Raw genomic sequence first — 26,560 nt, forward strand, 5'->3', positions numbered from 1 at the left:
TGACCATCGGCAAGCAGATGAAAGGCGGCATTCAAACGCTGAGCCCTTTCGGAGAGAGTCGAGCGCGACATATGACATTTTTATATTACTTCTTGTGACGCAAATCAAGGACTGAATCGGACCGGCATAACGGAATCTGCCGCTCAAACTCAAAGTTATCTTTTGCGTCCATGGCGTGATGGGTGAGCCTTGCGGTATGCCGCGCCGGCTGTCCCGGGCCTCCGTCGTACGTTTCTTCCGTCCTCGGTTATCGGTTTCTTCTACGGGGCATTCCAGCCACATCCTGATCAGATGCAGCACTCGCCGATCAACGATGCGTCGCGCGAGCGACAGCATCAATTCGGCGTGGGGAATACTTCCGAAGTAGTCCGCGAGGTCGGCGTCAACAACGTCCGTTTGCCCTCGGTGCAGCCGCTCCTCCACCTCGATCACCGCTTGCTGGGCGTTTCGCCCCGGGCGGTAAGCGTATTGCTCCGGTGGAAGGTCAGCCTCGAAGATCGGTTCGAGCACGAGCATTGCTGCTGTCATGCACACCCGATCACGCAAGGTCGAGATGCCCAGTGGCCTCAGCTTGCCATTGGCCTTCGGGATAAACACTCGTCTGATAGGGTCCGGCCGGTAAGTCTCCTGCCTGAGCGCAAGCGCCAGTTCGCCGAGCCACTTCTGCACCCCGTACGCCTCGACCTCCGCGAAGTCCTGCCGATCGACACCCGGTGCGCCCCTGTTCGAGCGGCACTGAGCGTACGCATGCGCCAGCACATCCTCGCGATAGATCTTGTCGTACAGCGCGTAGAAGCGATACCCGGCTTCTGCCTTCGCTTTCGCGTGTAACGCCATCTGCAGTTTCTGAACACGAATCGGAGTTGATAGGTTGCCCAATCTCCACGTCCTCACTACGTATTGCGTCTGTCTTGAACTGAGGCCCCTTCCCTCCACCAGCATTACACCGGCTTCAACGGTAATACGGGCCTCTCCGTCACCCCAAGGCGCCCGGCCTGTCCCTCACGGGCGTCCGGTTGGTCATCCCTGACCACGCCAGGGGGGCTTCCCGTGTTGCGTGCGCTTCCCTTGTGTGCATGCTGTCGCCACTACCCCGGCGCAGCGACTGGGCGTCCTGCCTGCTCATTCACCCAGCCGTATCAGCCTTCCCCGACATGGCTCTCGGGTCGGCCTGCGCATCGTCCTTTTCGAGGCTTGCTCGGCGTTCACTCGCGTTACGGCCTGCACACTCGCGCTGTCACCGTATTTCGTGACACGCTTCACCGAAGGCTTCAACCGCTTCGTTACCTCCACGATTGCTCCGGTTGCTTCCGGCTGGAGCGGTTGCCGGGTGGGGCTTTCACCCACTGGAAAAGCGCCGCCTTTTCACGGCGCACGCCATGAAGGGACATTCGACATGACCGTCTAAATTGTCGACAATGCGTGCAAACATGGATGTCGAGGTTGCATCGTGATGAGAGTCGACAAAGTAAGGTTAGCGGCGGAGCGATTGGTCTCGGAATACGTTCGGCTTGTCGCGTTGGCGAGCGTGGCTGTTTGTGTCGTGTTGCCGGCCTTCGCGGCGCAGGTTGCGGCCTCGGACGTTGGCACAGAGCCCGTGCATCAGGTTGATTCGCAGGTCGATCGGCTAATTGCTGTAATCAAGGATGAGTACGCAACCGAGGCATCGAACGGCAGGCGGGTCAGGTTTATAGACGTGCCAAAATACGGGACGATCGCAATTGCAACCTTCCTGGTCGAGGGATTCGGAGACGGGAACAACGTTCACCAATATCTGGCCATTTTTGGGCCGCCAAATGACCGCAGGGCACCGCCGGTGCGAGGCTACTACGCTCTCTCGGCGATCGCGGAGGTTGGAGACGGCTGTGCCGTCGATGTGCGCGACGTTCGGCTTTCGGGCTTGCGAGGAGACGGTTCGCTCACGTTGACTTTACCTACGTTCACGTTGTCGACCACGGGCTCATGCGAAGGACAGACGCGCCGGTCGTATGTACTGCGGACTGGTGATGCCCGTCTCGGACAACTTGAACCCCGGTAGCCCACCATTGTCGGAGGTGGGCTAATCTCTATACGACGTAGCATGCTCAAGGACCTGACGATGAAGCGCTATGTTGTTGCTCTTTGTATGTTTTTGGTCTTCGCCACTTTTCCTCTCTATGAGCTATGGAGAGCCTACACACTTGGAGTAGTACTAGTACTGTCCAAGCACAGTCCGAGTTTCGATGCTACACGTGCGGCCAGACCTGGTGAATTCATTGCGTCGGTCTGGTTTTACGTCTTCTTGCTTGCGGTTGCCGCGGTTGGCGGAGCGGCTTGTTTGCTGCCAGATCGCAGACCCTCCAAGGCTCGGTCCTCGGTTCGATAATCGATCGCTGATCGGCCATTTTCAGCCGCTCGACGGCGAAGGTGGGATCGTTTCAATCGCTACGGAATAAGACAGTACGCGTATTCAAGGGGCGCAGCAGCTTGCTTCCGGGTGACTAGAGAGACACATTTGATGCAGCAGGAAATCACCGAGAGATCGGATAGTTTCTCGTACGGCCACATCGTTGCGTGGTCACTTTACGGGGCATTGTTCTATCTCTTCGACCAACTAGAGCGGTTCTCCGCGTTGTCTCTTTTCCTGACGCTTCCGCTGCTGACCTTAGGTGGCTTTTGCATGTTAATCGTATGGGCATCGACGATCACAGTTTCACTTTGGAAGCGGCGTTGGCGTTATGTAAGCACAGCCGTCCTTGGTCCCGCGTTGTTGGTTGGAGTGGTTTTTCTGGTGCGTTACGGATATGGTTGCGATTGGCTCCGCTTCCAGTTATTCGGTTGGCGATACGCGCGGGAAGTACAACAGATGCCGCAAACTCAGCCGAGGTATCGTACGTGGGATTGGGGCGAGACCGGTGGAGCAGGCGTCGTCAATATTTTCCACTCATTGGTGTATGACGAGACCAATCGAACAGCAGAGCTTGCACTCCCCAGCGGAGCGATCAGCGTGCACGCGTTAGGCAATCACTTTTTTATCGTTACTGAGATCGAGTAGTAGGACCTGCTTGATGCTGTCACCGATCGCAAAAATGCAACGTGGATGGGCGCTTTGCGGTCGCCCACTGATCGTTCCGGGTCGGTTTATGCCTATCTCACCAGGCGCTTTTCGGCCATTTGGGGACGTTCGACAGGTTGGGCTAGATCGTTCACAATTGAGCACCGTCGACCATGAGGGGTGCTCATGCTTGAGCAGCTGCAACGCGAAGTCCGCACGTTCGGCACCGACCAAATCTTTCATTTTGGAAGACCGCTGACATCGCATCTTGTCGAGACCGGCAGATGGCTTAAGAAGTGGGGCAACCCACGCGCTCTTGTTGCGGCCGGCGCCTTTCACAGTATCTACGGGACTGAGGAGTTTCGCGAAAGGGCCGTCTCGCTGGAACGACGCCCAGAGATCCGGCAGATCATTGGCGAAGAAGCCGAGGCGCTTGTCTATCTCTTTTGCGTGGCGGATCGCCACGCGCTTTTCTCTGCTCAAGCGGCCGGATCTTATTCTGTTCCTCTTCCATCTCTTGGAACCCGCGCGGAACTTGATGAGCCGACGTTCGCTGCACTTCTGGAACTGGAAGCGGCGAACATCGTCGATAGCGCATTGCATCAAGCGGACGCTCCACCCACCGCAGGACGGTTCTGGTTGGAACGGTTTGGGTCAGTCAAACCTTGGCTCTCCGACAGGGCCTACCGCACTGCTCGCGAGGTCTTGACGAGTTGGTGCGCGGACACGGTTCGTGAGCGAATGAGGATGGAAGGATGGTTGACCGATAACTAGCCTTAAGACTTCGTGTTGACGTCGCTCGGCCACGAAGGAACGAGCGACCGCTTTCAAGGACGACGACTTCCCCTTGTGGGTCGAGCCGAGCCGGTCGTCATCGTACCCAGTTCGGCCATTTTCAGTCGGTCGACAACGTCGCGTAGATCGCCGACAATCGGTCCGTCGAAACTTGCAGTCCTGCACATTCCGTCGCAGCACGCTCCTATGAAAACAGCATGCTAGCCATAACTCCGCTAAAAACCCTCTCTCCGCAGCTAGTCGACCTCGAACGTGAGGCATCGAAAGAAGGGTTTAACTTTATGAGACGTTTGATCGAGGAGTGGAGAAACGGCAGCAATAGGTTCGACAAGCCGGGCGAACGCCTGCTAGTGGCTATCAACGACATGAACATCGTGGGTATCGGTGGATTGAATGTTGATCCGTATAAACCAGCCGGCGACACCGCGCGGTTGCGGCGTCTCTATGTCGCAAATGGCTTTCGGCGTCGTGGCGTAGGCGAAGCGCTGGTCAATGCGCTCCTCGTGGGAGCGTCATTACGATTTCGTGTAGTTCGGCTCTCGACGGATACCGAAGCCGCCGCTGCTTTCTATACGCGACTAGGGTTCAGTGCAATCGAGGACGAGACAGCTACGCACGTCAAAATGCTTTGAAGGGAAGGTCCAAAATACGAACTACGAGGTAGACATGACCACAACTTCGTCTGGTTGGGACGAGTCGGCATCTGCGTGGATCGCTGCACAAGGAGAAGATGGAGACTTTGGTCGCAGGTTCGTTCTCGATGGCCCTATGAGATCTCGCATCATGAATCGCGGCTTTGTGACCGCGCTCGATGTTGGATGTGGCGAAGGTCGGTTTTGTCGGATCATGCAAGCGGAGGGAATCAGGACCGTCGGCATAGACCCGACCGGAGCGCTCATTCAACGCGCCCGAGAATTGAACGTTCGGGGCGATTATAGAATCGAGTCCGCGGAAAATTTCTGCCTTGAAAGCGCGTCGTTTGATCTCGTTGTGAGCTACCTGTCGCTAATCGACATTCCCGACATAGCGCGCGCTACACATAATATGGTCCGTGTGTTAAATCCCGGCGGCACACTGTTGATTGCGAATTTAACCAGCTTCAACACTGCCGGGATGCCACAAGGATGGGCTACAGGCAGCGATGGAGTTGCCCGTTTTTGCATCGATGATTATCTGGAAGAACGTCCGATTTCAGCCGAATGGCAGGGAATACGGATTAAGAATTTTCACCGGCCTTTGTCTAGCTACATGAAACTGTTTCTAGACACCGGTCTGATATTAAGGCATTTCTCAGAGCCACCGCCCACCGGGGGCGACTCCGCGAAAGCAGACCGCTACAGACGGGTTCCATTCTTTCACATCATGGAGTGGCAGAAGCCGGCGTGACATCTTTGTTCCGCGTCGAGCGGTCACGTGGAGGAGAAAGCAGCAATGTCGAATACGACGCATGAGCGTGACGCCCGACTGTGGCAACGGTCTCTATCGGCCAATCCTAGTGCAGGGGTGAGACTGTCCAACCTGCGCAACGTAACGGTGGGCGACGTGCCTGCGTTGGGAACGCTCTTCTTTTGGGCGTTCCTTGGGACGATCGATGACGCAGGTGAAGCCGAATCGCAATACTCATTAAAGGCGGCAGCGATTTTCGGTGGCGGGTACGAAGAATGGATTCCGGCGGCGTCGTGGGCGATTGAAGAAGCTGGGAATATTCTGTCTGCGTGTCTCGTTTGCGACTACAAACCTTACGGCTGCCCGGTCATCGCAGTCGTCGCTACGACACCGTCGCGCAAACGGTCGGGAGACGGCAGAACATTAGTGAACGCAGCGGCTATGTCGCTCGCTGCGCTCGATGCCATCGAATGCTGCGCGATGATTGCCCATCGCGTCCTTCGCAGACACCGCCATCTTGCTGAGTTGTCCGTGATCGTTTCCGACGTTAGTTACCTCATGCTCCACGATCAGGTGATGTTTCGTGTCTACGGCTACCTGAACGTTGTAGCCCACTATGCCGGAATCCGGTTCAGGTAATCGCCGAACGCCGCAACTGCGAGCAAGCTCATCGTCCGCAAAAGGCAGAGCTACAGCCGTTCACGAGCAGTCTGCTGACGGCCGTTGTGGGTCGAAAGTACGCATCCGGCAAACGTGTAACTGGCCATTCGCGGCAACTGATTGGTGAATGGCTGTTCAACGCCCTATAGCGGCTGCCCCGACGGCGATGAGTGAGCGGCAGCTCCGGCCGAACTACAGTCTCCCCATGGGAGTCGACGAATAGCCGTTGAGTCTTGAAAATCGACCAGGAGGGCGCGTCGGGCAACGGCCCGCAATGGTGGCGAACTCAGCCAGACGCGTGCGGGCACGTCCTGATCCGCTGCACGAATAGCGCGAGTTCCCCGATGTGATGCTTCGCGAGGATCGTATGGGAGAAAAGGGCATTTGGAATGTCGATGCACGATTGCTCCTGACATGGGCTTGATCGCGCCGGCGGAAGCTTGAGGCACTTGCCGGGCGTGATTGCGCAGCATCTCCCTGTCGAGTGGCTACTGCGTTTTGCTCACCTCGGTTGCGACACGCGTTGTATGCTTCTGAGCGGGGGGCGACCTCTGTTAAGATCATGGCTTCTTCAAGCTTTGCCAGGTCCGCGTTGGAAAGTGGCTGACGGTATCGATGACGGTATCCCCGCAGAAGTAGTATTCGGATGCCCAGTGTCCGTGATGTTTGAACGACAGCGCACGTTGATTCTCCGATGCAGTCTGTCCAAAGCTGATAACTGCCGACTGGATTTTTCGGTATGGCTGACGGTATGGTCGCTACCCGACAGGGCGGAAAGGCCGTCTTCACAAGGGTCCGGTCGACAATTGACGATCGAGTGGGGATTCGACACGAGCCCGCAAGGGATGAGTCGGAAGCGTCATGCGCGCGTTTTTGGTTTCTCGCAGCCGCATAGTCTTCGCCACGCGGATCGGACGGTGGCAAGCGTTGGAGTCTGTTGCGCTGCTATGCGTCTAAAGAAGCGAGGCGCAGAGCCGCAACAATCAACTGCTCATGCTTTGGAGATAGTCGCCCCAATCCTGCATCATTTTCTGCCTTTCAGGAAGAAACTCAGCTTTGTTATACGCTCGGCTCACCCGGTTCTTCTCGACGTGGGCCAACTGTCGTTCAACCGCAAGTGGAGCAAATCCCTGTTCGTGCGCCCATGTGCTAAACGTACCGCGTGCACCGTGCGCCCTGAATAGCCGTTCGTCATTGAATCCGGCGCGGATCAGCGCTGCATTGATCGTGGTAGGCGACATGGGGCGCGATTTGTCTTTGACGTTTGGGAATAGGTAGTCGTCAGCGATTGTAGCTCCAGTGATTTTCTGAATTTCTTTCAGAATTTCAATTGCCTGAGTACTCAGTGGCACGACGTGTGGATGCCCCATCTTCATGCGCTCGCCGGGAATGGCCCATATCGCAGATTTCAGGTCTATCTCCTTCCACGTCGCGCCCCGCAATTCGATAGTTCGCACCGAGGTAAGCAACAGCAGATGCATTGCCAAACGTGTAAGCGCCGTTCCCACGACCGACAATGAATCCAGCAAGCATTTGAGTTCATCGGCCTCCAGCGCCCGATTGTGGCGCGTAGGAGGAAGCGTCACCACGTCCGACGCTTTGAGCGCCGCAACAGGATTTGCGTCGGCCCGCCCTCTGATAATGGCCCGCCTGAATATCGCGTCAAGGTGCTGACGCAGACGCACTGCAATATGAGGAGCACCCCCGGGCTTGCGTTCATCACCTGAAAGGGTCTTGCGTTTTGCAATTGATTGCAGCAGATCGTAGACGTGAGCCACTTTGATATCACGTACTGGCATCTTCCCGAGTGGCGAATCTTTCACATAGCGCGAGAGAAAGCGTATTGCCTGCCCGCAGTAGTACTCGCTCCACCTGTCACGGTTGTCTTCAATCCAGTCCTCGCAGATGGCCCAAAAGGTGTTCTTGTTGTGTGTGATCGTCTGTAGTTGCAACTGCTGCTCATAGGCCTTGGGGTGGATGCCGGACGCCACGAGCTTGGCCGCATCGTTGCGACGTTGGCGGGCGTCGTTTATCGACAGGTCAGGGAATCGCCCAAGGGTATAGCTGCAGTCCTTGCCATCCAGCCGGTAGTCAAATTTCCAAACCTTCGAACCCGAGACCGATACCCGCAGATACATGGAGTCGCGGTCACGGATCTTATAGGGCTTGTCTTGCGGTTTCGCGTTCAGCAGTAGCGGGTAGGTTAGCTTCACGGAGCTCTCCTCGACGGACAACTACCATGAATTTTACCCGCAATTTACCCGCAAAACTGTCGGAAGCATGTGGATCACCCTGGATCAAACCGGATAGATCCCCATAAACCGGAAGCGCAACCGCGGCGAACGTATAAAGTTTCAACCATTCGCTGTAACCACCTACCAGAAAGCCTCCCGAGCGTTCTATGTACTGCTGGCGGGACGTTTCATAAACCTCCCGAAGTGCAAACCACGGCACATGCGGCAAGTCGTGATGAACCAGATGGTAGTTGTTGTTCAGGAATAGCAGGCGCCAGAACCATGCTGCTTCGTTGATGACGGTGCGATGTTCGTGCGCGTGGGCTGCGCGATGTTCCTGAAACGAGCGGATCGAGCCCAGTGACAACGATCCATAACCCGCGCCGACGATAAAGGCCCATGCAGGGATTCCGCAGACGCGCTGAAGCCACATCGTCAGCGCGGCCAACGCGGCGAGATGCGCGAGCCACATCGGGACATCGCGAAAATCGCCGTGTTTGATTCTGCGGATTGCATCGACGCCCGTCGCCGCAATGGCGAAAGCCGGCCCAACCAGCAGGCGACCGATAAACGTATTGCGGAACGTCAGCAGCGCACGAATCGCAAAACCCGCGCGTTGCCACACACGCTGACCGACGAAGTAGCTTTCGGGATCACGCTCAGGAAGCGTCAGATGCGGATCGTCGTGATGCTGAAGATGCGAATCACGGTAGACGCCATACGGAAACCACACCGCGAGCGGCGCGAATCCCAGCAGTGCGTTGAAGCGCGGCGAACGCGTTGGATGACCGTGAAGCAGTTCGTGTTGCAGGGACATGTACCACGTGCCCAGCAGTGCCAGCAGTGCGGTGGTCAAGGGCAGGCCGAGGGTGCGTGCATGCGTCGCCACACCGAACCATCCACCGTAGATCGTGACGATCAGCAACCACGTCGGCCATTGTGTGCGCCATGTCCAGCTTGCAGCCTGTCGGGCGAGTGCTTTGCGTTGGGTATCGTCGAGGTAAATCGCCATCGGCTGGATCGGTCGGAATGCAGATTTAGACCAATCCTACGGACCCATTCACACGACTAGAACCATTTTGTTCGGCAATGCATCTGCGCAAACGTGCAAAAGCGGGGGAACACATCGCCGGCCCTTACGCAGTCGGCCCTGAACAATTCGTTTTTCGTTGCGCCGGCGTCACGCCGTCACGTCGGCGGCAATGCAGCGATTGAGCAAAGCAGCGAGAACGAAGACGCAAAAAAGCCGCAGCGTCCTCAGGATCATCCGCAGGTTATGGCCAGCGCCGCACAGTACCGCGTGCATCGCGTCGCCCAGCGCACCTTTAAGCCAGTTTCGATCGAGTTTCCCGTCTGTCTTCATGTGGCCGATGGCTGGCTCGATTGCACTTCGCCGTCTGATCATCGCACGCAGTGCGCGAGTGATGCCGCGCCGCAGGCCGGGGTGATAGACCTTCACGCCATCAATCGCAACGCCCTTGTAACCACGGTCCACGACGGCGACCTCTGGCGTAACGTCGCTGAGGATCGCTGCCTGCTCCAGCGCCTCAGCCAGCGTGTGGCCGTCGTATGGGTTGCCCGGCATTGAGCGCATGCCAACCACCAGTCCTTCCTTGTGGGTCGTCGTGATCGACACCTTCACGCCGAACTCGTACGGCTTGCGGGCCTTGCCTTTGGCCAGACACTCGACTTCAGGCGCGTGTAGCGCATAAAGCTTGTTCTTGTCTTTCGGCTTCTGCGCCAGGATGCGCTTCGTGTGGCCAATCAGCTCCATTAATGCAGCACGGCCTGGCTCGGCCACCTGGGCGACCTGCCGCTCCACATCGCGCATCACCCGTCCGACGCGTGAACGCAGCGTGCGCAGTGCTTTCCTCATGCGCTTGTACTGCTTCGCGTGAGCGTAGCGGCCAATCTGCAGCCCCAGACGCGGCGCCTCCCGGTTGTAGTTCTGCCTCAGTTTCAGGCCGTGTCGCGCCGCGGCCTTCACCAGATGTTCCCGACACCGTTCGAGCAATCGCGAATCGGTTGGATGGGCGATCGCCTTCTCCATGATCGTTGTGTCCACAATCACGCGCTTCACGCTCGCGGCCTTGATTACGCCAGCACGTTTTGCTGCTTCGATCGTCTCGGCCAGCAGTTCTTCAACGCCGGCTTCGCCTAGGCGCTTGCGCCATCGCGTCAGGCTCGACGGGTCGATCGGAGGCTCCGTCTGCAGGTACGTTTCGCCCGTGAACACCTGCCAGTACGGGTTCTCCACCCATTGCCAGACGACCTCTTCGTCGGACAGATCGAACGCATGCTGCAAGTACAGCAGCCCCGCAATCAGGCGCGGCGAGCTCGCTGGTCGACCCTTGCGTGATACGAAGCTCTCGCTCATCGATGCGCCCAATCGTTCCCAACTGATCAGGTCGGCCAAACCGACTAACGGGTGCTTCAGGTTGATCTGTTCGCGCAGCGGTTGCCGGAAGAAATCTCCCTCCGCTACAGGCGTCTTCGGACCCATCTGCACCTCGTCGAAAAATGCAGGATTCACGCGTTAATGTGCCAGGTTCCTGCAATTCCCACAACCGTATTTGCGGCTCAAAGCCTCACACCGCAAGGCTTTGAAGATTGTTCAGGTCCGACTACGCAGCGTCAAGCCGCCATCACCTGGCGCTCAGAACGCCGTGCAAGGCCCTTGCGGATCCTGTTCGGGTAAAGGCGCAGTAGACCGCTCAACCTCCGTCCGCCACCCGGCATGCATGATCAAGCAAGCCTTCCGCCGTACCGCTGCCGTTGTCGACATCCAGACCGCTATTCACGACGAGCCAGCCGTCCTTTTCCGCCGATGGCCCCGCACCGGTCACGAGGATGGTTTGCATCGCCATCGCCGCGGCGTTTCCGTTGTCACGCGCGATGATACGAAACGGATTGTTCGCCTCAGTGAGCGAGGTGACGCGCATGATCCGGTAGCGCTGGCCGTCGAGCGTATCCCAGCGCCACTCGTCAGGTGTGTCCTTCGCGTGGCGCGCGAGTGCGTCGCTCACGTTGCTGTGCATGCAATCGATATGGATATGCAACTGGTTTTGCGAGCGTCGGAATTGCGAGTTGATCTCGAGCCCAAGTTGATTGTCGGGCAGGGATCGCTTGACGGATTTTTCGACGTAAAGCCGCGACATCCACGCGTCGTCCCAATAGTCCTGTGCATTCGGCGCCAGCACGAACGGGCTTTCGATGCCGGTGACGCGGTCGGTCGGCATCAGCAGATGCTGTGAGCGGCCGACGATGTCCTTCAGGATTACATAGCGTTTGTCGAGGTCGACGACCGTGCATTGGCCCGGCGTGCCGGTAGCCTGTTGCGACGGCACGCAGCGCAGATCGACGATTTTCCAGAGCGCGTTCGAATCGACCGCGGCAAGGCGCGCGCAGGAGGTAGCGGTGAAGGCGACCGCCAGCGCGGCGACGGTTCGCAGAAGTGTTTGTCGAAGGCGGGGTGATGTTGACAGTGTCATCGGCATGCGGATCGGCGCTTACTTGTTGGAGTTTTCAACGGCATTTTCAATGGCACCTTCAACGGTGCCTTCAACGGCATCTTCAAAGCCGTCAGAGCACAGGCGCCGGCAGCACGCCGAGCAATTGCTCGAATGCGACGCCGATCGCCAGCAGGCGCCGGTCCTCGCCGAGAGGACCATCCAGTTCCAGTCCGACCGGCAAGCCGCTGGCGGTCATCCCCGCGGCCAGCGACAAGCCCGGAATGCCGGACGTGCTGGCCGGGTCGGTATTGCGCAGGAAAGCGTCCATCGTATCGATCGGCGCGGCGCCATCGATCGATACCGTCGACGAGCCGTTCAGATCGTCGATCGGCACCGCGGCGAGGCGCGTGGTCGGGAACAGCAGCGCGTCGAGATGCTCATCCGCGAAAGTCGCCGCGACATATTGCTGCAAGCGCGGCCGCCAATGCTTCAGTGCCGCGTCGTAATGGGTGCCGAGCACGTCGGCAAGCACGTCGTCGTAGATCGCACGCACGTCCGGGCTCGCAATGCGGGCCGCCATTTCAGCTACCGTCTTGACGGGCGCATGGTTAGCGGCGAGCCAGGCGAGCACGTCTTCGCGCGGCTCGTGGATCGCAATGGGACCGCCTACCTTGCCGTTCAAGGTTTCCAGTTCGCTCATCGCGACGGGCACGAAGGTGACGCCCGCTGCGTCGAGGCGCAGCAAGGCAGCGCGCGCGACTTGTTCCACTTGCCTTTCGAGCCCTTCCCAGAGCGGTGCGGGCAAGCCGATACGCAAGCCGTTCAGCGTGAGCGCGGGCAACGGTCCCGCTCCGGTGATCACGCCGTCGAGCAAGGCAATATCGGCAACTGTGCGCGCCATCGGGCCCACCGTATCGCGCGTATGGCTGATCGGCACGACGGCATTCGGGTCGTGATAGCGCCGCTCGGCGCCGCCATTCCCGACCGACGGACGAAACCCCGCGATGCCCGTCAACGCGGCCGGAATGCGGGTCGAACCGCCGGTGTCGGTGCCGAGACCCGCGGGCGCGATGCGCGCGGCGATCGCGGCGGCGGTGCCACCCGACGAGCCGCCGGGGATCAGGGTGGGGTCGTACGGATTGCGCACGGGGCCGGCGTGGGTGGCGAAGTTCGTGCTAGTGATGCCGAACGCCAGTTCGTGCATGTTGGCTTTGCCTAGCACGATCGCGCCGGCGTCGAGAAGCCGTTGTACCGAAGGCGCGTTCGTCTTCGGCACAAAGCCCTCCAAAGCGGGCGTGCCCGCCGAGGTCTGCAAGCCGGCCGTGTTGATGTTGTCCTTCACGACGATGGGCAAACCGGCGAGCGGCAACTGCGCTTTCGCTTCGGGCGGCAACGCATCGAGGCGCTGGGCGGCGGCCAGCGCGCCGTCGAGGTCGAGCGTGGTGAGCGCATTGAGGCTCGAGAGCGCCGCCGCGCGCGCGAGCAGCGTGGCCATATAGTCGGCGGCTTTGAGGCGCCCGGACTGGATCGCGGCGACCGCTTCCGTTGCGGTTAGCGCCAACTGTTCATCAACGGTCCATGTCATCGCCGGCGTCTCCTTGTGAGGTGTCGCCTATTCTGGCACAGCCGTTTGAGAACCGACGTCGAGTGGCACAAGGTGGCGTGTGTTTGCCGGGTTGCCGGTGGCCGGCTGCCACGGCGACTGGCCTTCTGGTTCTACGCGTTGGACCGGCGTGAGCGCTGTTATGGGTTCTTTGGCTGCTATTGGGTGACCCTGCAGATGTTATTTCCGGCTGTCGATCCACATGCGTCCCCAGCGGAACGCATAGGCGAGCGCGTGTTCTTCGTCGAAGAAATAATCGAGCGCGTCAAACGAGTAGGCCTGGCCCTGGTCTGCAGAGGTTTTCTCGATGGTCAGGTTTGCGGCGAACAGGCCATTGGGCAGCCGTTGTGCAGCCGGGGCGACTTCGTAGCCCTTGTAGCGGATATGTGAGTTCATGGTCGTGGCAGTGAATATGCCCGCGTGTATTGCTAAGGAGCCAGTGCGCGGGACGCAACCCTGTGCGTCAGGCAACCGGTGAGTGAGCGGGCAGGATCAAGCGTAGGCCGCGCCGCGCAGCGGGTGAACCAATCTTTCGTCGTAAGCAAATCAGCGAGGGTCGGGAACAGTCTTCACAAGGCCGGATTGGACCTTAATCGCTGAGTGTCAGGACACTATCCCGCGTGATTGGCGGATGGTCTGTTATGTGGCGCACGGTTTGGAGTGGGGCGATGCGGCCGCGTCGAGAAAGCCGGCCGGCAAGGAAGGTTCGTGGACCGCGAGCCGCGATCCACGAGGTCATACGATTCTCGCTTAGACCGCGTGCAGCAAGCGGGCGGGTTGCGCTTCCTTGGCTGCATTGCCGAGCGGCGCGGCCGTCGGCGTGCGATGCGCGTTGAACGCCAGGGCGAATTGCGCGGCCTGCTGGCCGACCGTGGCGAGCTGATCGACGACTTTGGCATCGGAACAGGTATCGACGGTGTCGAAGCGCGTTTCCAGCGTGTTGATCCCGGCGCCGAACGGCGTGGGCCAGCCGCGCAACGCGTGGACGATCGAGCGTAGGGACGTCAGCACCGAGCCGGCCGCCTGCCACCCATAAGCGGTGACGATACAGCCGACCGCGCGGCCATCCAGATACGGCCGCTCATCGGCGCGCAACTCCTCGAGCGTGTCGAGCGCGTTCTTCACGAGGCCCGAGACGCCGCCGTGATAGCCGGGCGTCGCGATGATCAGCGCGTCTGCGTGGCGCACGGCCTCGATCAGTTCGAGTTGTTCGTCGGTGCGTCGAGGGTCTTCCGGGGCGTAGTGGGGCAGGCTATGCAGGAAGGTGCCGCCGAACAGGCGGGTATTCGCGCCCGCGGCTTCCGCGCCGCGCAGCGCAAAGCCGAGCGCGCGCTCGGTCGACGACGCCGCGCGTGTCGTGCCGCCGATGCCGATGACAAGCGGCCGGCGCTGTTGATTGAAACTGGTCAACGAAATGCTCCTTCGGTAGCGGCTCACGGGACGCTGGCGCGGGGCTGCGCGTAGACGAACCGGGGCGAACCGGACTTTGAAGTGTCATCTTAATGACCGCCGCGACCCGGGCGAAGCGACTTTTTGTTCTAACGATATAACCGCGGGAGGGTATCGGCGGTCTGGCGGGCTGTCTGATGGACGCCTCGAAGCAGATGCGCTGTTCAGTGCTTTGCAGTTGAAGCCGCGCCGGATAAGCATATGGCGAACCATTGTTTGGGGGCGCGATGACGCACGGCTATGATTGAGTCGTCTCCTCCATGACATCTCCTTGACATGGGACTCGGCCTCGCCACACCAGTGGCGGGGCCTTTTTTTGTCTGGTCTTTCAATGGCGTAAGCGCTTGCCGCTTCACGATAAAGCCGCTTTTAGCATGCTACGATGGCCCGCGAAGTGATTCACGGCGAGGTCGAGCAAGCGATGGCAACCCTATATGACACACTCGGCGTGCCCATGCACGCCACGGAAGAAGAAATCAAGCGGGCCTACCGCAAGGCCGCGATGAAATGGCATCCCGATCGCAACAACGGCGCCGAAGAAGTTGCGCGTGCCACCTTCCAGGAAATCAAGGACGCGTACGCGATCCTCTCCGACGCCGCGCAGCGCAAGGTGTATGACGCGGTCTACACCGAGCAGATGCGTGGCTGGGAAGCGCAGCGTGCGCGCCAGCAAAAAGCCCAGACTGAACGTGAGGCGGCCGCCCGTGCTGCGGACGAAGCGGCCTACGCGGAAATGGTATCGCTCGCCATGCGTTTCGCCGACGACGGCCACAATCGCGACGTGCTGTTCGGCGTGCTGCTAGGACGTCGATGCGAGGCGCAGCGCGCCGCGCAGATCGCTGACAGTGTGTCGGCCTTGCAAGCGTCGCGGCGCGAGGCAGAGAAGGCGGCGGTTGCTGCCGAGGCAGCCGCGAAAGCTGCGGACGCCTCCGAGGTTGCTCCCGACGTTTCTACCCAAGCTGAGGCGGCGAGCGTGAATGACGATGCGGCCAATCATGGCGCACCTGCTCAACGCAACAATCCAGGCAAGCGCGAAGAAAGTGCCAGCGATGCCCACCCGGCCGGCGTACTGGGTGGACTCTGGTTCCAGTTCCTGAACGGCTTGCGGTTTTGATCAGACGGTTTTGGCCGGTAGATCAGAGACGTGGACCGAATTGATATAGACAGCAGCCTTCAGCGTCCGGATCGCCGCTTCTAGAATCAAAGACACGTCCCTGACGTGTGGCCGCGCTTTGCTTGACCTCCACGTCGCAGATTCCGGGAGGCACGACGGCCATGGTTACTTTTATCTTTGTCGTTGCAGTGGCGGCCTTTATCCCATACGTCGCAACGCCCGCCATTGTGAACGGCGTCAAGGCGATCAGCGCGCCGCCTGCGGCGATGCGGTTCGAACCTTCACCGGCGGCGTCCGGCAGCGCAAGCGACGCTGCCAATCGGATCGTGTCCGAACCACACGTCAACGAGGCTTCTGGTTGAAGGGGAAGCCGCGCGGTTGACAGCATACTGAAAGCTTATATTTTCCGCTGCTACACTTCGTCGCAAATGCAACGGCCGATGCCCGTGGGTTGACGGTCCTGGTACACATTCTGGTGGCGCCGGGAATTAAGTCATCGTAGTGTCACGAGGGTGCAAGACCGGGCTGGCAGAATGCCACAGAGAGATAAAAAAAACACGTGTACGGGGTGAGCGTGACCAGAAAATACAAGGTGCTGTTTCTCTGCCGCGAGAATTCAGCACGCAGCATCATCGCCGAAGCTTTGCTGCGCGAACTGGCTGGACACCGGTTCGAAGCATTCAGCGCGGGGCCGGAGCCGGCCGCGCGCGTTCATCCCATTGCGGTCGCGCAATTGCGGCCCGGTATTTCGGACCTCGGCGCGCTCAGTCCGAAAAGCTGGCTGGAATTCACCGGCGAATGGGCACCGCGGATGGATCTCGTCATCGCCCTGGACGAGTCCGTCGCCGGGCATCATGCGCCGCTCTTTCCGGGGGAGCCGTCGTTGTGTCATTGGACATTCGCCGATCCGCTCGCCGATGAAATGCCAGAGCCGGAGCGTGTCCGTTTGTTCGAAAAAGTGTTCTGGCAAATCGTGCGGCAGATCAGCACCTTCATCGAATTGCCGCAGTACGCGGCGATGCGGGAGGGTGTCGTGAGTGTAGAGTCGCCGGCTTGCGTGGGCGACGCGGTGTGAGCATCCCCGGCGTTTCGTCCGGCTGAGCGACGCCAGACGCGACACGCGGGGGTGCGTTTTCACTGCGCGGTTTTCGGAGGATTCATCGGATCGTTGGGCGACATCGCGTGCGTGCCGGGGTCGCTCGAGTCCATCATTTTCGACGTGTTCCCGGGCCACATCGCTAGCGGGCTCGTAACCGGGTCGCCGTGATACGTCATGCCTGCCGTGGCGGCGCCGTGCGCGTTGCCGCCACCCGTGCCACCCTGGCCGTTGCCGCCCCCTTGTGCGAAGGCCCCACCGTAAGCCATTGAAAGAGCGGCGGCAGCGAGCATGATTTTAAGCGTGGAATTGCGCATGATATTTCTCCTTGCGAACTCATCAGGCATTGGGGGCGCGCTGCCCGTTACTTCGGCATCAGCACTTTGTCGACCACCATGATGACGCCGTTGCTTTGATAGACGTCGTAGGTGGAGATATCCGCGGTGTGGCCCGCTGCGTCGGCGACGACGATATTGCGCGGTCCGTTTTCCGTGAACGTGAGCATTTCGCCGTTGACGGTCCTGATCGACGCTTTACCGCCGCCAGCCTTGATCGCCGAGTCCAGCCTGCGGAAGTCGTAACGGCCGGGAAGCACGTGATAGGTGAGAATGCTGGTGAGCGTCGCCTTGTTTTCAGGCTTGACGAGCGTGTCGACCGTGCCGGCCGGCAGTGCCGCAAACGCTTCGTTGGTCGGCGCGAAAACGGTGAACGGACCCGGACTCTTGAGCGTGTCGACGAGACCCGCCGCTTTGACCGCGGCGACGAGCGTGGTGTGATCCGCGGAGTTGACTGCGTTGTCGACGATGTCCTTGCTGGGGAGCATCGCCTGTCCGCCTACCATGACGGTTTCACCCGCGGCGAATCCGCTGGAGGCGGCAATCGATAAAACAGCGGCGGCAAAAACCCATTTCCCTTTCATGACCGGTCTCCTGAAGATGCAGCGCGTGATTGCGTTGCTCTGACCGGATATACGGCCGGCCCAGGCGTCTGGATGCAAGCCGGCAGGGCACAACTTGTCTTCGCCAGCGTAAGCGGCGCCAGCACGCCCGCGTCGACGGGCGTGCCAAACCTGTTGTTGCCATCAGAAAAGTACGGGGTAGTGCCTTTGCGCTAGCGGCTTAACAATCAGACGGCTTAGCGGTTGTTCTGGCGCGCAAGCGGGCTGCCTGCGAACGGGTCGTTGACCCAATCCACCTGTTTTCTCGGCTGCGGGGCGGGTGCCGGCGTGGCCGACAGTTCGAAGTGGTCAATTGATTGACCTGCGCTAATTGCCTGTTTAAGCCATTGGGGCATTTCACCCTGGCCGTCCCAGCTATCGCCCGTTGCGCTGCGGTAGCGCGCGGCTTTTTGCCCCTTCGGTTCGGCCGCCAGCACGGCGGCGAGGTCTTCTGGTTTGATACCAAACTCTTCCATGCGATGGCGGAGATACGCAATCATGCTATCTCGCTTCCTTTCGTCCATATGATATTCGTCCTTCTAAAGCGTCCGCCGTTCTGTGAATCACAGACTGCAAGGGGAAGCCGCGAAAGCATTGCGCCCATGTAAATGGGGCCCGCTCGCGGTGAGGTTATTGATCGAAGGAAATCCCACTGGCAGCGTCAAAAAACGATGCCCCATAAATTGTGTTACTGCCTATGCCCGGTCAGGCCGCCTATACGGCTGGCCGCGCCAATCAGTGAATATTCAGGCGCTCCGCCGCGCGGCAGGTACGGCTGGATAAGCCCTGCGGCCGCTATGGAAAAAACGGTGATAACGATGCACTGATTGCGCATGGCCGGTCTCATGCCCGCGCTCCGTCTCTCGCCGGTGCCTCGCGCGGGGCTGATTTTGTGCGTTATTCCAGCATCATAACGCACTGTTCGAGTAAAGCGCGCGCTTGCCCGGCTGATTTTGTTGTCGCCTGTTCCTGAACGGGCGGCGACCGCCGCCAACGCAGCCGGCACCGCCGGGATTGAAATCCTGAGTGGCCGACCTATAACGAAACAGCAGAGCAACACTTTGCGTTTCCAGCCTGGTGGCGACCGTTTCCGGCAAGCCGCGCGTGCGCGCCCGACATCGGTTTCAGGTTTGGCAACTATTTACTCGTTTAGTTCGGTGACTCGCCGCAGCAGTCCCGCATAGGCATTCGCCCGTTCCATCCATCTGTTCGATTGGGTGACGTGACGTTTTTTCGCGGATCAATTCTTTTTGAAGGGGATGAGCGCTGCTGCGCCGGATTCGAGGAGTCTGGACATGAAACTACGTTTATTGATGGCGCTGGCAAGCGCCGCGCTCTTTCTGGCGCCGAGCACAGCCGGTGCACTGGACAGCCAGCAGGATGAAGCGGTGTCGGGCCGGGTGCTGATGCAGCAGAACGCGAACGAATCAGCGCAAGACACAACCGACATGTCGTTTGGTGAAAGTGGGCGAACCATGATGCCGGCCGCGCAACCGGTGCAGAACGTTTCCTATGGCGGTGTGGCTGCAGGCGCGACGGAAGCGGGAGGTCGACAGGAACGGCCGTGCTCTTCCGGACCGCAATGCAGGATCTATTTTGGTCAATAGCAGACCGGCAGTTCAGGAGGCGGTGTGGGAGCAGCGTACCGCCTCCGCCCCATTCGCGCACGACACCCTGATCGAAATACCCCCACGCCCGACTGCAATTTTACGGAGTGGTCAGCGGGCGATTTAATACGATGGTAAGGTGTGTTCCGTTCAGGTTTCACCCACAGTCTTTTCCGATCGCAATCATAAGCAGGCCAATACCGCCTGCTTTTTTATTCATGAATTGCCATTCGTGAATTGATTAGTCCGGTGCGACTGCGCCAATCCCACCCGTTGTTAAGTTACTCGCAAACAATACTATGCTGATGGAAGATAATCTGCCGGCGAGCACTGCCTCGCCGGACGATGGTGCCTCGTCGTCCCTACGTTCGTGGCTCGGTGTTGTGGCCGTTGCAACCCGCATTCGAGTTATCCGTCTCACGTAAAGCAGGTGCAGTGATGGCTCAAGTCGTGCTGGATTCCACCATTACTTGTCCGGTGTGCGGGCACAGGAAAGACGAGTCGATGCCTACCGACGCTTGTGTGTGGTTTTACGAATGCGAGCAATGCAAAACGGTACTGAGGCCGAAGCCCGGGGACTGCTGCGTGTACTGCTCATACGGCACCAACAGGTGTCCTCCAATGCAGCAGTCAGGCTCATGCTGCGTGGGCCAAGCCAGGTGACAACTCGCCGCGCGGCGGTGAGCAAGTGCCATCCTCGCTGACATACGACTCGTATCGTCGTTAAGCATTTACAGGCATGGCGGACTTCCCGGCGGCACATAGGCGCGACCAAAGGGGGCGCATTGGCTTTCGGGGATTCTTCGTTATACGATTGGAATGAGTGGCTAGATAGCGTCCGCAATCATGCCGCGGCGTCAAATCCGCCGGCGAACAGGTATTCGTCACCGACTGCCTCTGCTCATCCCGTCGTGTCCGAGGGCGTCCTGAAAATGAACTCTCAGATTCTCGTGTCTGCGACGCCTGAAACCGTAGCGTCCACATCGGTTGCCGGTGGCGACAGCGGGCGAGCGGATTCGATAACCCGGGCCATGTCGACGGCCGACGCGTTCGCCTGTCTGGCGACGTCCATTTCTGCAGATGCCGCTCGGCGTGCTCACGCATTGCATTTGAAAGCAGACCCTGAAGTCCTGCACAAGCTTCGCGTCGCGCTGCGCCGTTTGCGTTCGCTCTGGTGGGCGTACGAGCCACTACTCGACCGGAAGGACTCAGCGCTGCAGCGTGGCGAGTTCAAATCCCTGGCCAACGCCGCAGGCAAAACCCGCGACTGGGACATCCTGCGCGACCTGCTTGCGGCCGACCGGGCGATGCAGCACAGGTTTGCCGCACTTCTCGAGTCTGTGGACGAGCATCGTGCCGACGCGCTGTCGTTCAGTCGAAGAACAATCGGGAACGCGGGCGTCGAGCAGATACTCCAGCGCGCACTGACAGGTGCCCGGCACCAACTGGATTCGCCGGCCACCCGTCCTACGCTGGCTGGGTTTGCCGAGGACCGCGTTGAATCCGCCGAGAACGCACTGAAGAAGCGGGTGAGGCGAGTGGTCTCGGATAAGGATTCAGGGTACGTTGCGCTGCATGAAGTGCGCATCGCGGGAAAGCGGCTGCGATATCTGCTGGAGTTCTTTTCGCCGGTCCTCGATGGCAGTCATCGGGCCACAATTGAGCGCTTGACGTCGGTGCAGGACGAACTCGGGACGCTCAATGACCTCGTCACGAGCGAAACGTTGCTTCGGGAGTATTCGTTCCAGCTCGGTGAGCCAAAGGTGATCAAAGAGGCCGTCGCGTATCTGCAAGGCCAGAAGAAGCATCACATGCACAACGTGCACGAGACGTTGCGCACGGCATGGTAGCCGTTCAGCCACCGTCCCGCCGCGACCCTCTGCGCGATTTATTCCTGGCTTTCGAAGAGAGAGGGGACACGCATTCGAACGTAGGCGCTTATAGTGGAACCATGGACGCCCGAGGGCGAGATTTCTGTTCAGGACCGACGCATTTGACGGGGGCGGCATTATGGCTGCTGATTCTGGTTTGGCCTACGACCCGCAAGGGCAGACGCCAGGTTCGTTGCTGACGCTGGTCGAATTTCTCGAGCTCTCGCTGGATGAGGGCGAGTGCGTCGTCATGATGCGCCGCGGTACGGGCGTCTGTGCTGTCTACATCGGCAACCCAGCGGACGAGGACAACGAGTTGAAGGGTCACGGAACCATTGCGGTGGACGTGGCTGACGAAATACTCGAGCTGACGCAGTCCGGCGTAAACCGGATAACGCTTGGCGACCAGACGTACCGCTTTGTTCGAAGCTTCACGCACATCGCTGACGTTGGCGCAGTGATATTTACTCCGGCGTAGGCTTGCGAGCAACCGGTCATCCTGCTTTCGGGACGCGAAGAGACGCCAGCGCGAGCCGCACTGTTCGCCTCGTCATGTGTTGCATTGTCACAATCAGTTGATATACAGGAGGCGCAATCCGAGCAGGAGGTTGATTTGGGCGTTCGAAAGTCAGTGTTACACGTCGAAAGTGCAACGAAGCATCCATTCGAGAGCTGCTTCGCCGACCTTGGTGGGCATTCTCCGGAACGAGCCCTCACCGTACTCACTGCAGCGGTGCATGCTGCCCAGCGCGAAATGAATGCCTTTGTCTGGATTACAGAAGCACTTCCCGGTGCGACTCTGAAGCCAGCCTTGGCATTCGGCACGGTTGGAGAACTGTATCGGTCATATACCCGACCCGCTGAACTGGGACGCCTGATCGGCGTGCTGCGTTCCTGACTAGCCGTGCGTCAGGACGTCGACTTTGGCTCTGGCCAAGGCCAACCCTTCTTCTCGATGGGTTCGTCCGACCTGGCGGGCAGCGTGGCCACGACCGGCGCTGCATCCTTTGCGGCATCGCGAGCCGGTTCTGCCAACGCGTCCGCATTCATCCCCGGAAGCCCGATCCCGAACCACTTCACTGTCCTTTGGACGTGGGTGACATACGCTTTCCAGCCGTCAGGGTTGCCGTCAAAAAGCTTGTGCTGAACGCTTGACGCCAGCGCGTCCCGGTTGAGCTCCGCCTCAAGCAGCGCCCTGGGCCACGGGAAGAATGCGCCGGCGATGCATTGGGTAAGCTCGGTCACCGTCATTTTTGGCGCCAGCGCCCGGAGGAACTCGAAGCGCTGCAATGAATCCTCTTCCTGCATAAGGTGCGCCACCAACGCGGTTGGCCTGCTTTTCCTGGCTAAACAGCTCAAAGCTTCGAGCATGTCCCCGAGATGAAGCAGTAATTCTCGCCTGTCAAATCGGTCGTCCATTGCGGTATGTTCGTTCATTGCGTACTGGGTTGGAGAGGGTTTGCATTCGGTTGAACGTCAGGTTTCATTGCCACTATTCGGGTGCGTCTTCATCGAATAGCTCGTCGTCCTCTGACTTCAGGATTGGGGCAGGGCTGTCCGGGTCCGGCGAGCCAGCGTCCGCGTCCGGAGCATCGTCCGCGCGCTTGTCTTCGCCGTCTTTGCGACCCTCATCGGACGTCCGTTCCTTTGGATGGTTCGTCATGGCAACCTCCGAAATAACGCTAGCCGCTCGATGCTTCAGTTGCATCCTGGCGCGGCATGCGGGTTATCGGACCAGCGGCAGCGATTTCGCATACCGCGCGTCTGAAAGAATCCTCTAGTATCATTCACGTCACGCTCGCCGACCTCGCGGGTGGCGGACCCGTAGGGGTGGCGATTTTCGCACAGAGGGAAGGCGGTTTCCCTCTGTGTGCCGCGCGTTGATCGCCATTGGTCCTTGTAAAATCCCCCGTTCGTCTTTGATTCGCAATGTCGCGGTGTCCATCGACACGGACTGCTCGTCGGTATCCAATGGTAGCGCGCTCCCAACCAGCGTCAACCGTCGCCTTCGTTGCTGCGTTCCATCCGACGCGCTTGTCGACTCTGCGGAACCGGTAGCTGCCGATGCTGGCGTTGCCGGTAACACACGCATCGCTCACCGCATAGTCTCACCTGTCAACGGCGAAATGTTCCGCCGCAAACCAATCTGAATCAGGCCCCGATGCGCTCGACTTTCACTAAATGGCTGTTCATTGTCTACGTTCTTGGTAGCGGGACGCTGTATTCAATGGCCATACTGCTTCTGTTTCCTTTCGTCGGCAGGGCTGGACGATACTGGTTGGCAAAACAATGGTGTCGTGCCCTGGTGGCTGTGATGCGCTGGCTGCCGGGCGTCTCATGTTCGGTAGAAGGGCTTGAACATATTCCTGCAGGGCCCGCGATACTACTGTGCCGTCACGAATCGACCTGGGAGACACTCGCATTTCTTGCACTTTTTCCACGGCGCATCAGTTTTGTTTTCAAGGAAGAGCTTCTTCGCATTCCTTTTTTTGGATGGGTGCTGCGTGGCCTCGATATGGTGAGCCTGAATCGCGGCTCCGCTCGTCAGGCTCATCAGGCTGTGACGCAGGAAAGCGCTGAGAGGCTGGCGAAGGGAGATGTCGTTGTCATTTTCCCGGAGGGGACCCGGGTGCCACACGATGCCCCGTTGAGGATGACATCTGGGGGCGTTCGCTTGGCTTGCGCGACTGGCGTACCTGCTGTTCCTGTGGTTCTCAACGCCGGCAAAGTCTGGCCGGCGAAGGGCTGGCCAAGCGGCCGTGGACAAATTCGCGTGGTTGTCGGCCCGGCATTCTCTCCTCAGGACCTGTCGCAGCAGGAACTGAGTCGAGCCGTCCACGACTGGATGAAAGATGAACTGCCGCGACTTTGAAACGCGTAAAACCGGATGAATCCCGCGAATGGTTTGGGTACCGGCCACGTAAGCCGGTCGCCACGGGGTCTGATTCCGCCACACCCACCGATCCGCTTTTGTTATCGCCCTCTCCAATACACGGATTGTTAGCGCATCGCACCGCTCGTATATTTGCTGAACGAAAGCAGCGCCAGCACGGACAGCAGAAATACAACAACTGAAAGACAAGCCCCTCGGGCCTGTCACAGGAGCACAGCGATGAATCGAATCGATCTGGAGGGGCGTGTTGTCGCCATCACCGGCGGCGCGCGCGGCATTGGCTACGCGGTGGCTCAGCGGGCGCTGAACTCGGGCGCGTCGGTCGCCTTATGGGACATCGACGCCGAGCGCCTCGCGCGCAGCGAGCGCGAGCTCAGCGAACTGGGCAAGGTAACGGCCGTCACGGTCGAACTCACCCAGGAAGCCTCGGTTGCTCAGGCGGTGGCACAAACCATCGCTGCCCATGGCGCAATCGACGTGCTGATCAACTGCGCCGGCATCACCGGTGGCAATGGCACGACGTGGGAGCTGGACCCCGAAGTCTGGCGCCGTGTGATCGACGTGAATCTGATCGGCCCGTATCTGACCTGCCGCGCGGTCGTGCCGCACATGCTCGAGCGGGGCTACGGCCGGATCGTCAATATCGCCTCGGTGGCCGGCAAAGAGGGCAATCCGAACGCCTCGCACTACAGCGCCTCCAAAGCCGGGCTCATCGGCTTGACCAAATCCCTCGGCAAAGAACTTGCGACGAAGAACATCCTCGTCAATGCCGTCACGCCCGCAGCAGCCAAAACGGAGATCTTCGATTCGATGTCGCAGGAGCATATCGACTACATGCTCTCGAAGATTCCAATGAACCGGTTCCTGTTGCCGGAAGAAGCGGCGTCGCTGATCCTCTGGCTCTCCTCCGAAGACTGCGCGTTCAGCACCGGCTCGGTATTCGATCTGTCCGGCGGCCGCGCCACTTACTGAGTCATGACAGCGTCACCTGGGCCGTAGCAGTAGTAGCTGTGCAAAAGGCAAAAACCGCAGAGCGCGACCCGCATGCTCTGCGAAGGAGACGACATGAATTCGCATTCGCCCGCTTCACTGGAGGCGATAAACAGCAAGGTCATGCGCCGGCTGTTGCCGTTTCTGCTGTTGATGTATGTGCTGGCGTTTCTCGATCGAGCCAATATCGGCTTCGCGCAGAAGGCCTTGCAGCACGATACGGGATTGTCCAACGCGGCTTTTGCCTTCGGTGCGGGCGTGTTCTTCATCGGCTATGCATTGTTCGAAGTACCGAGCAATCTTCTGCTGCATAAGGTCGGTGCGCGTGCGTGGATGTGCCGGATCATGGTGACGTGGGGGATCGTCTCCGCGGCGATGTGTCTTGCGCATACGCCGACTGCTTTCTACGCATTGCGTTTTCTGCTCGGCGTCGCCGAAGCGGGTTTCTTCCCGGGCGTGATCTATTACCTGACTCATTGGTTTCCGCAAGCGGCGCGGGCGCGTGCGGTAGGCATGTTTTATTTCGGTGCGCCGCTGGCGTTCATCTTCGGCAGTCCGTTATCGGGTTCCTTGCTCGAATTGCATGGTGCAATGGGTTTGGCCGGCTGGCAGTGGCTGTTTCTGATCGAGGGAACGTTGGCCTCGTTGGTTGGCGTATGGGCGTTCTGGTATCTCGACAACCGCCCTGAAGATGCCCGTTGGCTCGACGCGCAAGAGCGCACCACCTTGCGCAGCGCGCTCGACGACGATGCGCTCGCCGCATCGGCGCATGGGCCACGTCACATTCTCGCTGCGCTGGTGGACCGCCGCGTATTGCTGCTGTCGGCGATCTATCTGCTGATTCAGATGAGTGTCTACGGCGTGATCTTCTATTTGCCGCAGCAAGTGGCCGCTTTGCTCGGCACGACGGTCGGCTTGCGCGTGGGCCTCGTCGGCGCGCTGCCATGGCTGTGTGCGCTGGCGGTCACGTGGTATGTGCCGCGTCGTGCGGATCGCACAGGGGGACACCGGCGTTGGGCGGTCGCGCTGCTGGTGCTCGCAGGCCTCGGTATCGGCGCTTCGGGCCTCGCGCATAACCCGTCGATCGGTTTGATCGCACTGTGCTGCGCGGCCAGCGGCTTCATCGCGGCGCAACCGCTGTTCTGGACATTCCCGACGCGCTACCTCACTGGCGCCGCGGCTGCGGGCGGAATTGCGCTGATCAATTCGCTTGGCGGCCTCGGCGGATTTATTGCACCGAGCCTTCGCACCGCGGCGGAACGGGCGTTTTCGTCGACCTCGGCAGGGCTGATCGTATTGGGCGTGTCGAGTCTGCTGGCGGCGCTCATGATCGGCACGCTATTGCGTCGTGACGGCGCACATTCACCTGGGTCTTTCCAGCACTTACTGCACCGTGGCCGCTAGGCGCATTCCTGGCTGCACGTTCGACGAACCAACAA

Annotated in this window: 29 protein-coding genes; 15 read left to right on the plus strand and 14 right to left on the minus strand. The window is 59.7% G+C overall.

Annotation, left to right across the window (positions count from 1 at the left end):
• Positions 1–942: reverse transcriptase domain-containing protein (locus GNZ12_RS03755; RefSeq protein WP_328805944.1), on the minus strand; the 942-nt coding region annotated here is incomplete at its 3' end.
• 1,555 nt (positions 943–2,497) lie between these two features.
• On the opposite strand from GNZ12_RS03755, the gene GNZ12_RS03760 reads away from it, so the two are divergent.
• From GNZ12_RS03760 to GNZ12_RS45745, 5 genes are all read left to right on the plus strand, one after another.
• Positions 2,498–3,034, plus strand: a complete 537-nt coding sequence (locus tag GNZ12_RS03760; RefSeq protein WP_172309080.1) for a hypothetical protein — start codon at positions 2,498–2,500, stop codon at positions 3,032–3,034.
• Between the two features lie 186 nt (positions 3,035–3,220).
• Positions 3,221–3,808, plus strand: a complete 588-nt coding sequence (locus GNZ12_RS03765) for a DUF6817 domain-containing protein (RefSeq protein ID WP_172309081.1) — start codon at positions 3,221–3,223, stop codon at positions 3,806–3,808.
• Positions 3,809–4,026: 218 nt separating this feature from the next.
• Positions 4,027–4,461 carry a GNAT family N-acetyltransferase gene (locus GNZ12_RS03770; RefSeq protein ID WP_172309082.1) on the plus strand — a complete coding sequence of 145 codons (435 nt, stop codon included), beginning with the start codon at positions 4,027–4,029 and terminating at the stop codon, positions 4,459–4,461.
• A 34-nt stretch (positions 4,462–4,495) separates the two neighbouring features.
• Complete coding sequence (locus tag GNZ12_RS03775) at positions 4,496–5,215, plus strand: class I SAM-dependent methyltransferase (protein ID WP_172309083.1); 720 nt, start codon at positions 4,496–4,498, stop codon at positions 5,213–5,215.
• Positions 5,216–5,260: 45 nt separating this feature from the next.
• Entirely contained in the window at positions 5,261–5,854 is a 594-nt protein-coding gene (locus tag GNZ12_RS45745; protein ID WP_456238557.1) for a hypothetical protein, read from the plus strand.
• 1,004 nt (positions 5,855–6,858) lie between these two features.
• Here the strand turns inward: GNZ12_RS45745 and GNZ12_RS03785 are convergent.
• From GNZ12_RS03785 to GNZ12_RS03815, 7 genes are all read right to left on the minus strand, one after another.
• Positions 6,859–8,088, minus strand: coding sequence for a tyrosine-type recombinase/integrase (locus GNZ12_RS03785; protein ID WP_172309084.1), 1,230 nt, complete (start codon positions 8,086–8,088; stop codon positions 6,859–6,861).
• On the minus strand, positions 8,033–9,121 hold the full coding sequence (locus tag GNZ12_RS03790; RefSeq protein WP_172309085.1) for a fatty acid desaturase: 1,089 nt from the start codon (positions 9,119–9,121) through the stop codon (positions 8,033–8,035). Before GNZ12_RS03790 ends, GNZ12_RS03785 begins: the two co-directional genes overlap by 56 nt.
• 168 nt (positions 9,122–9,289) lie before the next feature.
• Positions 9,290–10,612, minus strand: a complete 1,323-nt coding sequence (locus tag GNZ12_RS03795; protein ID WP_172309129.1) for an IS5 family transposase — start codon at positions 10,610–10,612, stop codon at positions 9,290–9,292.
• Positions 10,613–10,823: 211 nt separating this feature from the next.
• Positions 10,824–11,600 (minus strand): CDP-diacylglycerol diphosphatase, encoded by a 777-nt coding sequence (locus tag GNZ12_RS03800; protein ID WP_172309086.1) that lies wholly within the window; start codon positions 11,598–11,600, stop codon positions 10,824–10,826.
• A gap of 91 nt (positions 11,601–11,691) precedes the next feature.
• Positions 11,692–13,146, minus strand: coding sequence for an indoleacetamide hydrolase (gene iaaH, locus GNZ12_RS03805; RefSeq protein WP_172309087.1), 1,455 nt, complete (start codon positions 13,144–13,146; stop codon positions 11,692–11,694).
• Between the two features lie 198 nt (positions 13,147–13,344).
• On the minus strand, positions 13,345–13,560 hold the full coding sequence (locus GNZ12_RS03810) for a transcriptional regulator (RefSeq protein WP_172309088.1): 216 nt from the start codon (positions 13,558–13,560) through the stop codon (positions 13,345–13,347).
• Positions 13,561–13,914: 354 nt separating this feature from the next.
• Positions 13,915–14,574 carry an NADPH-dependent FMN reductase gene (locus GNZ12_RS03815; protein WP_172309089.1) on the minus strand — a complete coding sequence of 220 codons (660 nt, stop codon included), beginning with the start codon at positions 14,572–14,574 and terminating at the stop codon, positions 13,915–13,917.
• A gap of 460 nt (positions 14,575–15,034) precedes the next feature.
• Here GNZ12_RS03815 and GNZ12_RS03820 point away from each other — a divergent pair, with 460 nt between their 5' ends.
• A complete protein-coding gene (locus GNZ12_RS03820) occupies positions 15,035–15,727 on the plus strand; it encodes a J domain-containing protein (protein ID WP_172309090.1) in 693 nt (230 codons plus the stop codon).
• A gap of 22 nt (positions 15,728–15,749) precedes the next feature.
• On the opposite strand, the gene GNZ12_RS03825 is transcribed toward GNZ12_RS03820, so the two are convergent.
• Entirely contained in the window at positions 15,750–16,046 is a 297-nt protein-coding gene (locus tag GNZ12_RS03825) for a hypothetical protein (RefSeq protein WP_172309091.1), read from the minus strand.
• A gap of 255 nt (positions 16,047–16,301) precedes the next feature.
• Between GNZ12_RS03825 and GNZ12_RS03830 the strand changes: the two genes are divergently transcribed.
• Complete coding sequence (locus GNZ12_RS03830; RefSeq protein ID WP_172309092.1) at positions 16,302–16,802, plus strand: arsenate reductase ArsC; 501 nt, start codon at positions 16,302–16,304, stop codon at positions 16,800–16,802.
• A gap of 59 nt (positions 16,803–16,861) precedes the next feature.
• Here GNZ12_RS03830 and GNZ12_RS03835 read toward each other — a convergent pair whose 3' ends face one another.
• From GNZ12_RS03835 to GNZ12_RS03845, 3 genes are all read right to left on the minus strand, one after another.
• Entirely contained in the window at positions 16,862–17,140 is a 279-nt protein-coding gene (locus GNZ12_RS03835; RefSeq protein WP_172309079.1) for a hypothetical protein, read from the minus strand.
• A gap of 47 nt (positions 17,141–17,187) precedes the next feature.
• A complete protein-coding gene (locus GNZ12_RS03840) occupies positions 17,188–17,742 on the minus strand; it encodes a fasciclin domain-containing protein (RefSeq protein WP_172309093.1) in 555 nt (184 codons plus the stop codon).
• Positions 17,743–17,957: 215 nt separating this feature from the next.
• Complete coding sequence (locus GNZ12_RS03845; protein ID WP_120307526.1) at positions 17,958–18,284, minus strand: H-NS histone family protein; 327 nt, start codon at positions 18,282–18,284, stop codon at positions 17,958–17,960.
• 771 nt (positions 18,285–19,055) lie between these two features.
• On the opposite strand from GNZ12_RS03845, the gene GNZ12_RS03850 reads away from it, so the two are divergent.
• The 5 genes from GNZ12_RS03850 (at position 19,056) to GNZ12_RS03865 (ending at position 22,136) form a co-directional block, all read left to right on the plus strand.
• The gene (locus GNZ12_RS03850; RefSeq protein ID WP_172309094.1) at positions 19,056–19,367 is read left to right on the plus strand and encodes a hypothetical protein; all 312 of its coding nucleotides are present in this window, start codon (positions 19,056–19,058) and stop codon (positions 19,365–19,367) included.
• Positions 19,368–19,805: 438 nt separating this feature from the next.
• A complete protein-coding gene (locus GNZ12_RS44120; protein WP_235993584.1) occupies positions 19,806–20,030 on the plus strand; it encodes a GDCCVxC domain-containing (seleno)protein in 225 nt (74 codons plus the stop codon).
• Positions 20,031–20,299: 269 nt separating this feature from the next.
• The gene (locus GNZ12_RS03855) at positions 20,300–21,217 is read left to right on the plus strand and encodes a CHAD domain-containing protein (protein WP_172309095.1); all 918 of its coding nucleotides are present in this window, start codon (positions 20,300–20,302) and stop codon (positions 21,215–21,217) included.
• 160 nt (positions 21,218–21,377) lie between these two features.
• Complete coding sequence (locus GNZ12_RS03860; protein WP_172309096.1) at positions 21,378–21,716, plus strand: hypothetical protein; 339 nt, start codon at positions 21,378–21,380, stop codon at positions 21,714–21,716.
• 84 nt (positions 21,717–21,800) lie between these two features.
• A complete protein-coding gene (locus GNZ12_RS03865) occupies positions 21,801–22,136 on the plus strand; it encodes a hypothetical protein (protein ID WP_235993585.1) in 336 nt (111 codons plus the stop codon).
• An 11-nt stretch (positions 22,137–22,147) separates the two neighbouring features.
• Here GNZ12_RS03865 and GNZ12_RS03870 read toward each other — a convergent pair whose 3' ends face one another.
• Together GNZ12_RS03870 and GNZ12_RS03875 are read right to left on the minus strand one after the other, a co-directional pair.
• Positions 22,148–22,657: a hypothetical protein gene (locus GNZ12_RS03870; protein ID WP_172309131.1), complete on the minus strand. Its 510-nt coding sequence runs from the start codon at positions 22,655–22,657 to the stop codon at positions 22,148–22,150.
• 73 nt (positions 22,658–22,730) lie between these two features.
• Complete coding sequence (locus GNZ12_RS03875) at positions 22,731–22,901, minus strand: hypothetical protein (protein ID WP_172309097.1); 171 nt, start codon at positions 22,899–22,901, stop codon at positions 22,731–22,733.
• Between the two features lie 498 nt (positions 22,902–23,399).
• On the opposite strand from GNZ12_RS03875, the gene GNZ12_RS03880 reads away from it, so the two are divergent.
• The 3 genes from GNZ12_RS03880 to GNZ12_RS03890 all read left to right on the plus strand — a co-directional run bounded on the left by GNZ12_RS03880 (position 23,400) and on the right by GNZ12_RS03890 (position 26,525).
• Positions 23,400–24,110, plus strand: coding sequence for a lysophospholipid acyltransferase family protein (locus GNZ12_RS03880; RefSeq protein WP_172309098.1), 711 nt, complete (start codon positions 23,400–23,402; stop codon positions 24,108–24,110).
• 240 nt (positions 24,111–24,350) lie between these two features.
• Positions 24,351–25,103, plus strand: a complete 753-nt coding sequence (locus tag GNZ12_RS03885; protein WP_172309099.1) for an SDR family NAD(P)-dependent oxidoreductase — start codon at positions 24,351–24,353, stop codon at positions 25,101–25,103.
• A gap of 93 nt (positions 25,104–25,196) precedes the next feature.
• Positions 25,197–26,525, plus strand: a complete 1,329-nt coding sequence (locus tag GNZ12_RS03890; RefSeq protein WP_172309100.1) for an MFS transporter — start codon at positions 25,197–25,199, stop codon at positions 26,523–26,525.
• Positions 26,526–26,560: the final 35 nt, after the last annotated feature.

Origin of the sequence: Paraburkholderia solitsugae (assembly GCF_013177695.1) — a bacterium.
GTDB classification, from domain to species: Bacteria; Pseudomonadota; Gammaproteobacteria; order Burkholderiales; family Burkholderiaceae; genus Paraburkholderia; species Paraburkholderia solitsugae.

What these genes read in the sequence shown, in the direction of transcription:
- GNZ12_RS03760 (WP_172309080.1), top strand. Translation starts at nt 2,498, where the DNA reads ATGCAGCAGGAAATCACCGAGAGATCGGATAGTTTCTCGTACGGCCAC.
- GNZ12_RS03765 (WP_172309081.1), top strand. Translation starts at nt 3,221, where the DNA reads ATGCTTGAGCAGCTGCAACGCGAAGTCCGCACGTTCGGCACCGACCAA.
- GNZ12_RS03770 (WP_172309082.1), top strand. Translation starts at nt 4,027, where the DNA reads ATGCTAGCCATAACTCCGCTAAAAACCCTCTCTCCGCAGCTAGTCGAC.
- GNZ12_RS03775 (WP_172309083.1), top strand. Translation starts at nt 4,496, where the DNA reads ATGACCACAACTTCGTCTGGTTGGGACGAGTCGGCATCTGCGTGGATC.
- GNZ12_RS45745 (WP_456238557.1), top strand. Translation starts at nt 5,261, where the DNA reads ATGTCGAATACGACGCATGAGCGTGACGCCCGACTGTGGCAACGGTCT.
- GNZ12_RS03790 (WP_172309085.1), bottom strand. Translation starts at nt 9,121, where the DNA reads ATGGCGATTTACCTCGACGATACCCAACGCAAAGCACTCGCCCGACAG.
- GNZ12_RS03795 (WP_172309129.1), bottom strand. Translation starts at nt 10,612, where the DNA reads ATGGGTCCGAAGACGCCTGTAGCGGAGGGAGATTTCTTCCGGCAACCG.
- GNZ12_RS03800 (WP_172309086.1), bottom strand. Translation starts at nt 11,600, where the DNA reads ATGACACTGTCAACATCACCCCGCCTTCGACAAACACTTCTGCGAACC.
- iaaH (WP_172309087.1), bottom strand. Translation starts at nt 13,146, where the DNA reads ATGACATGGACCGTTGATGAACAGTTGGCGCTAACCGCAACGGAAGCG.
- GNZ12_RS03810 (WP_172309088.1), bottom strand. Translation starts at nt 13,560, where the DNA reads ATGAACTCACATATCCGCTACAAGGGCTACGAAGTCGCCCCGGCTGCA.
- GNZ12_RS03820 (WP_172309090.1), top strand. Translation starts at nt 15,035, where the DNA reads ATGGCAACCCTATATGACACACTCGGCGTGCCCATGCACGCCACGGAA.
- GNZ12_RS03835 (WP_172309079.1), bottom strand. Translation starts at nt 17,140, where the DNA reads ATGCGCAATTCCACGCTTAAAATCATGCTCGCTGCCGCCGCTCTTTCA.
- GNZ12_RS03840 (WP_172309093.1), bottom strand. Translation starts at nt 17,742, where the DNA reads ATGAAAGGGAAATGGGTTTTTGCCGCCGCTGTTTTATCGATTGCCGCC.
- GNZ12_RS03845 (WP_120307526.1), bottom strand. Translation starts at nt 18,284, where the DNA reads ATGGACGAAAGGAAGCGAGATAGCATGATTGCGTATCTCCGCCATCGC.
- GNZ12_RS03850 (WP_172309094.1), top strand. Translation starts at nt 19,056, where the DNA reads ATGAAACTACGTTTATTGATGGCGCTGGCAAGCGCCGCGCTCTTTCTG.
- GNZ12_RS44120 (WP_235993584.1), top strand. Translation starts at nt 19,806, where the DNA reads ATGGCTCAAGTCGTGCTGGATTCCACCATTACTTGTCCGGTGTGCGGG.
- GNZ12_RS03855 (WP_172309095.1), top strand. Translation starts at nt 20,300, where the DNA reads ATGAACTCTCAGATTCTCGTGTCTGCGACGCCTGAAACCGTAGCGTCC.
- GNZ12_RS03860 (WP_172309096.1), top strand. Translation starts at nt 21,378, where the DNA reads ATGGCTGCTGATTCTGGTTTGGCCTACGACCCGCAAGGGCAGACGCCA.
- GNZ12_RS03870 (WP_172309131.1), bottom strand. Translation starts at nt 22,657, where the DNA reads ATGGACGACCGATTTGACAGGCGAGAATTACTGCTTCATCTCGGGGAC.
- GNZ12_RS03875 (WP_172309097.1), bottom strand. Translation starts at nt 22,901, where the DNA reads ATGACGAACCATCCAAAGGAACGGACGTCCGATGAGGGTCGCAAAGAC.
- GNZ12_RS03880 (WP_172309098.1), top strand. Translation starts at nt 23,400, where the DNA reads ATGCGCTCGACTTTCACTAAATGGCTGTTCATTGTCTACGTTCTTGGT.
- GNZ12_RS03885 (WP_172309099.1), top strand. Translation starts at nt 24,351, where the DNA reads ATGAATCGAATCGATCTGGAGGGGCGTGTTGTCGCCATCACCGGCGGC.
- GNZ12_RS03890 (WP_172309100.1), top strand. Translation starts at nt 25,197, where the DNA reads ATGAATTCGCATTCGCCCGCTTCACTGGAGGCGATAAACAGCAAGGTC.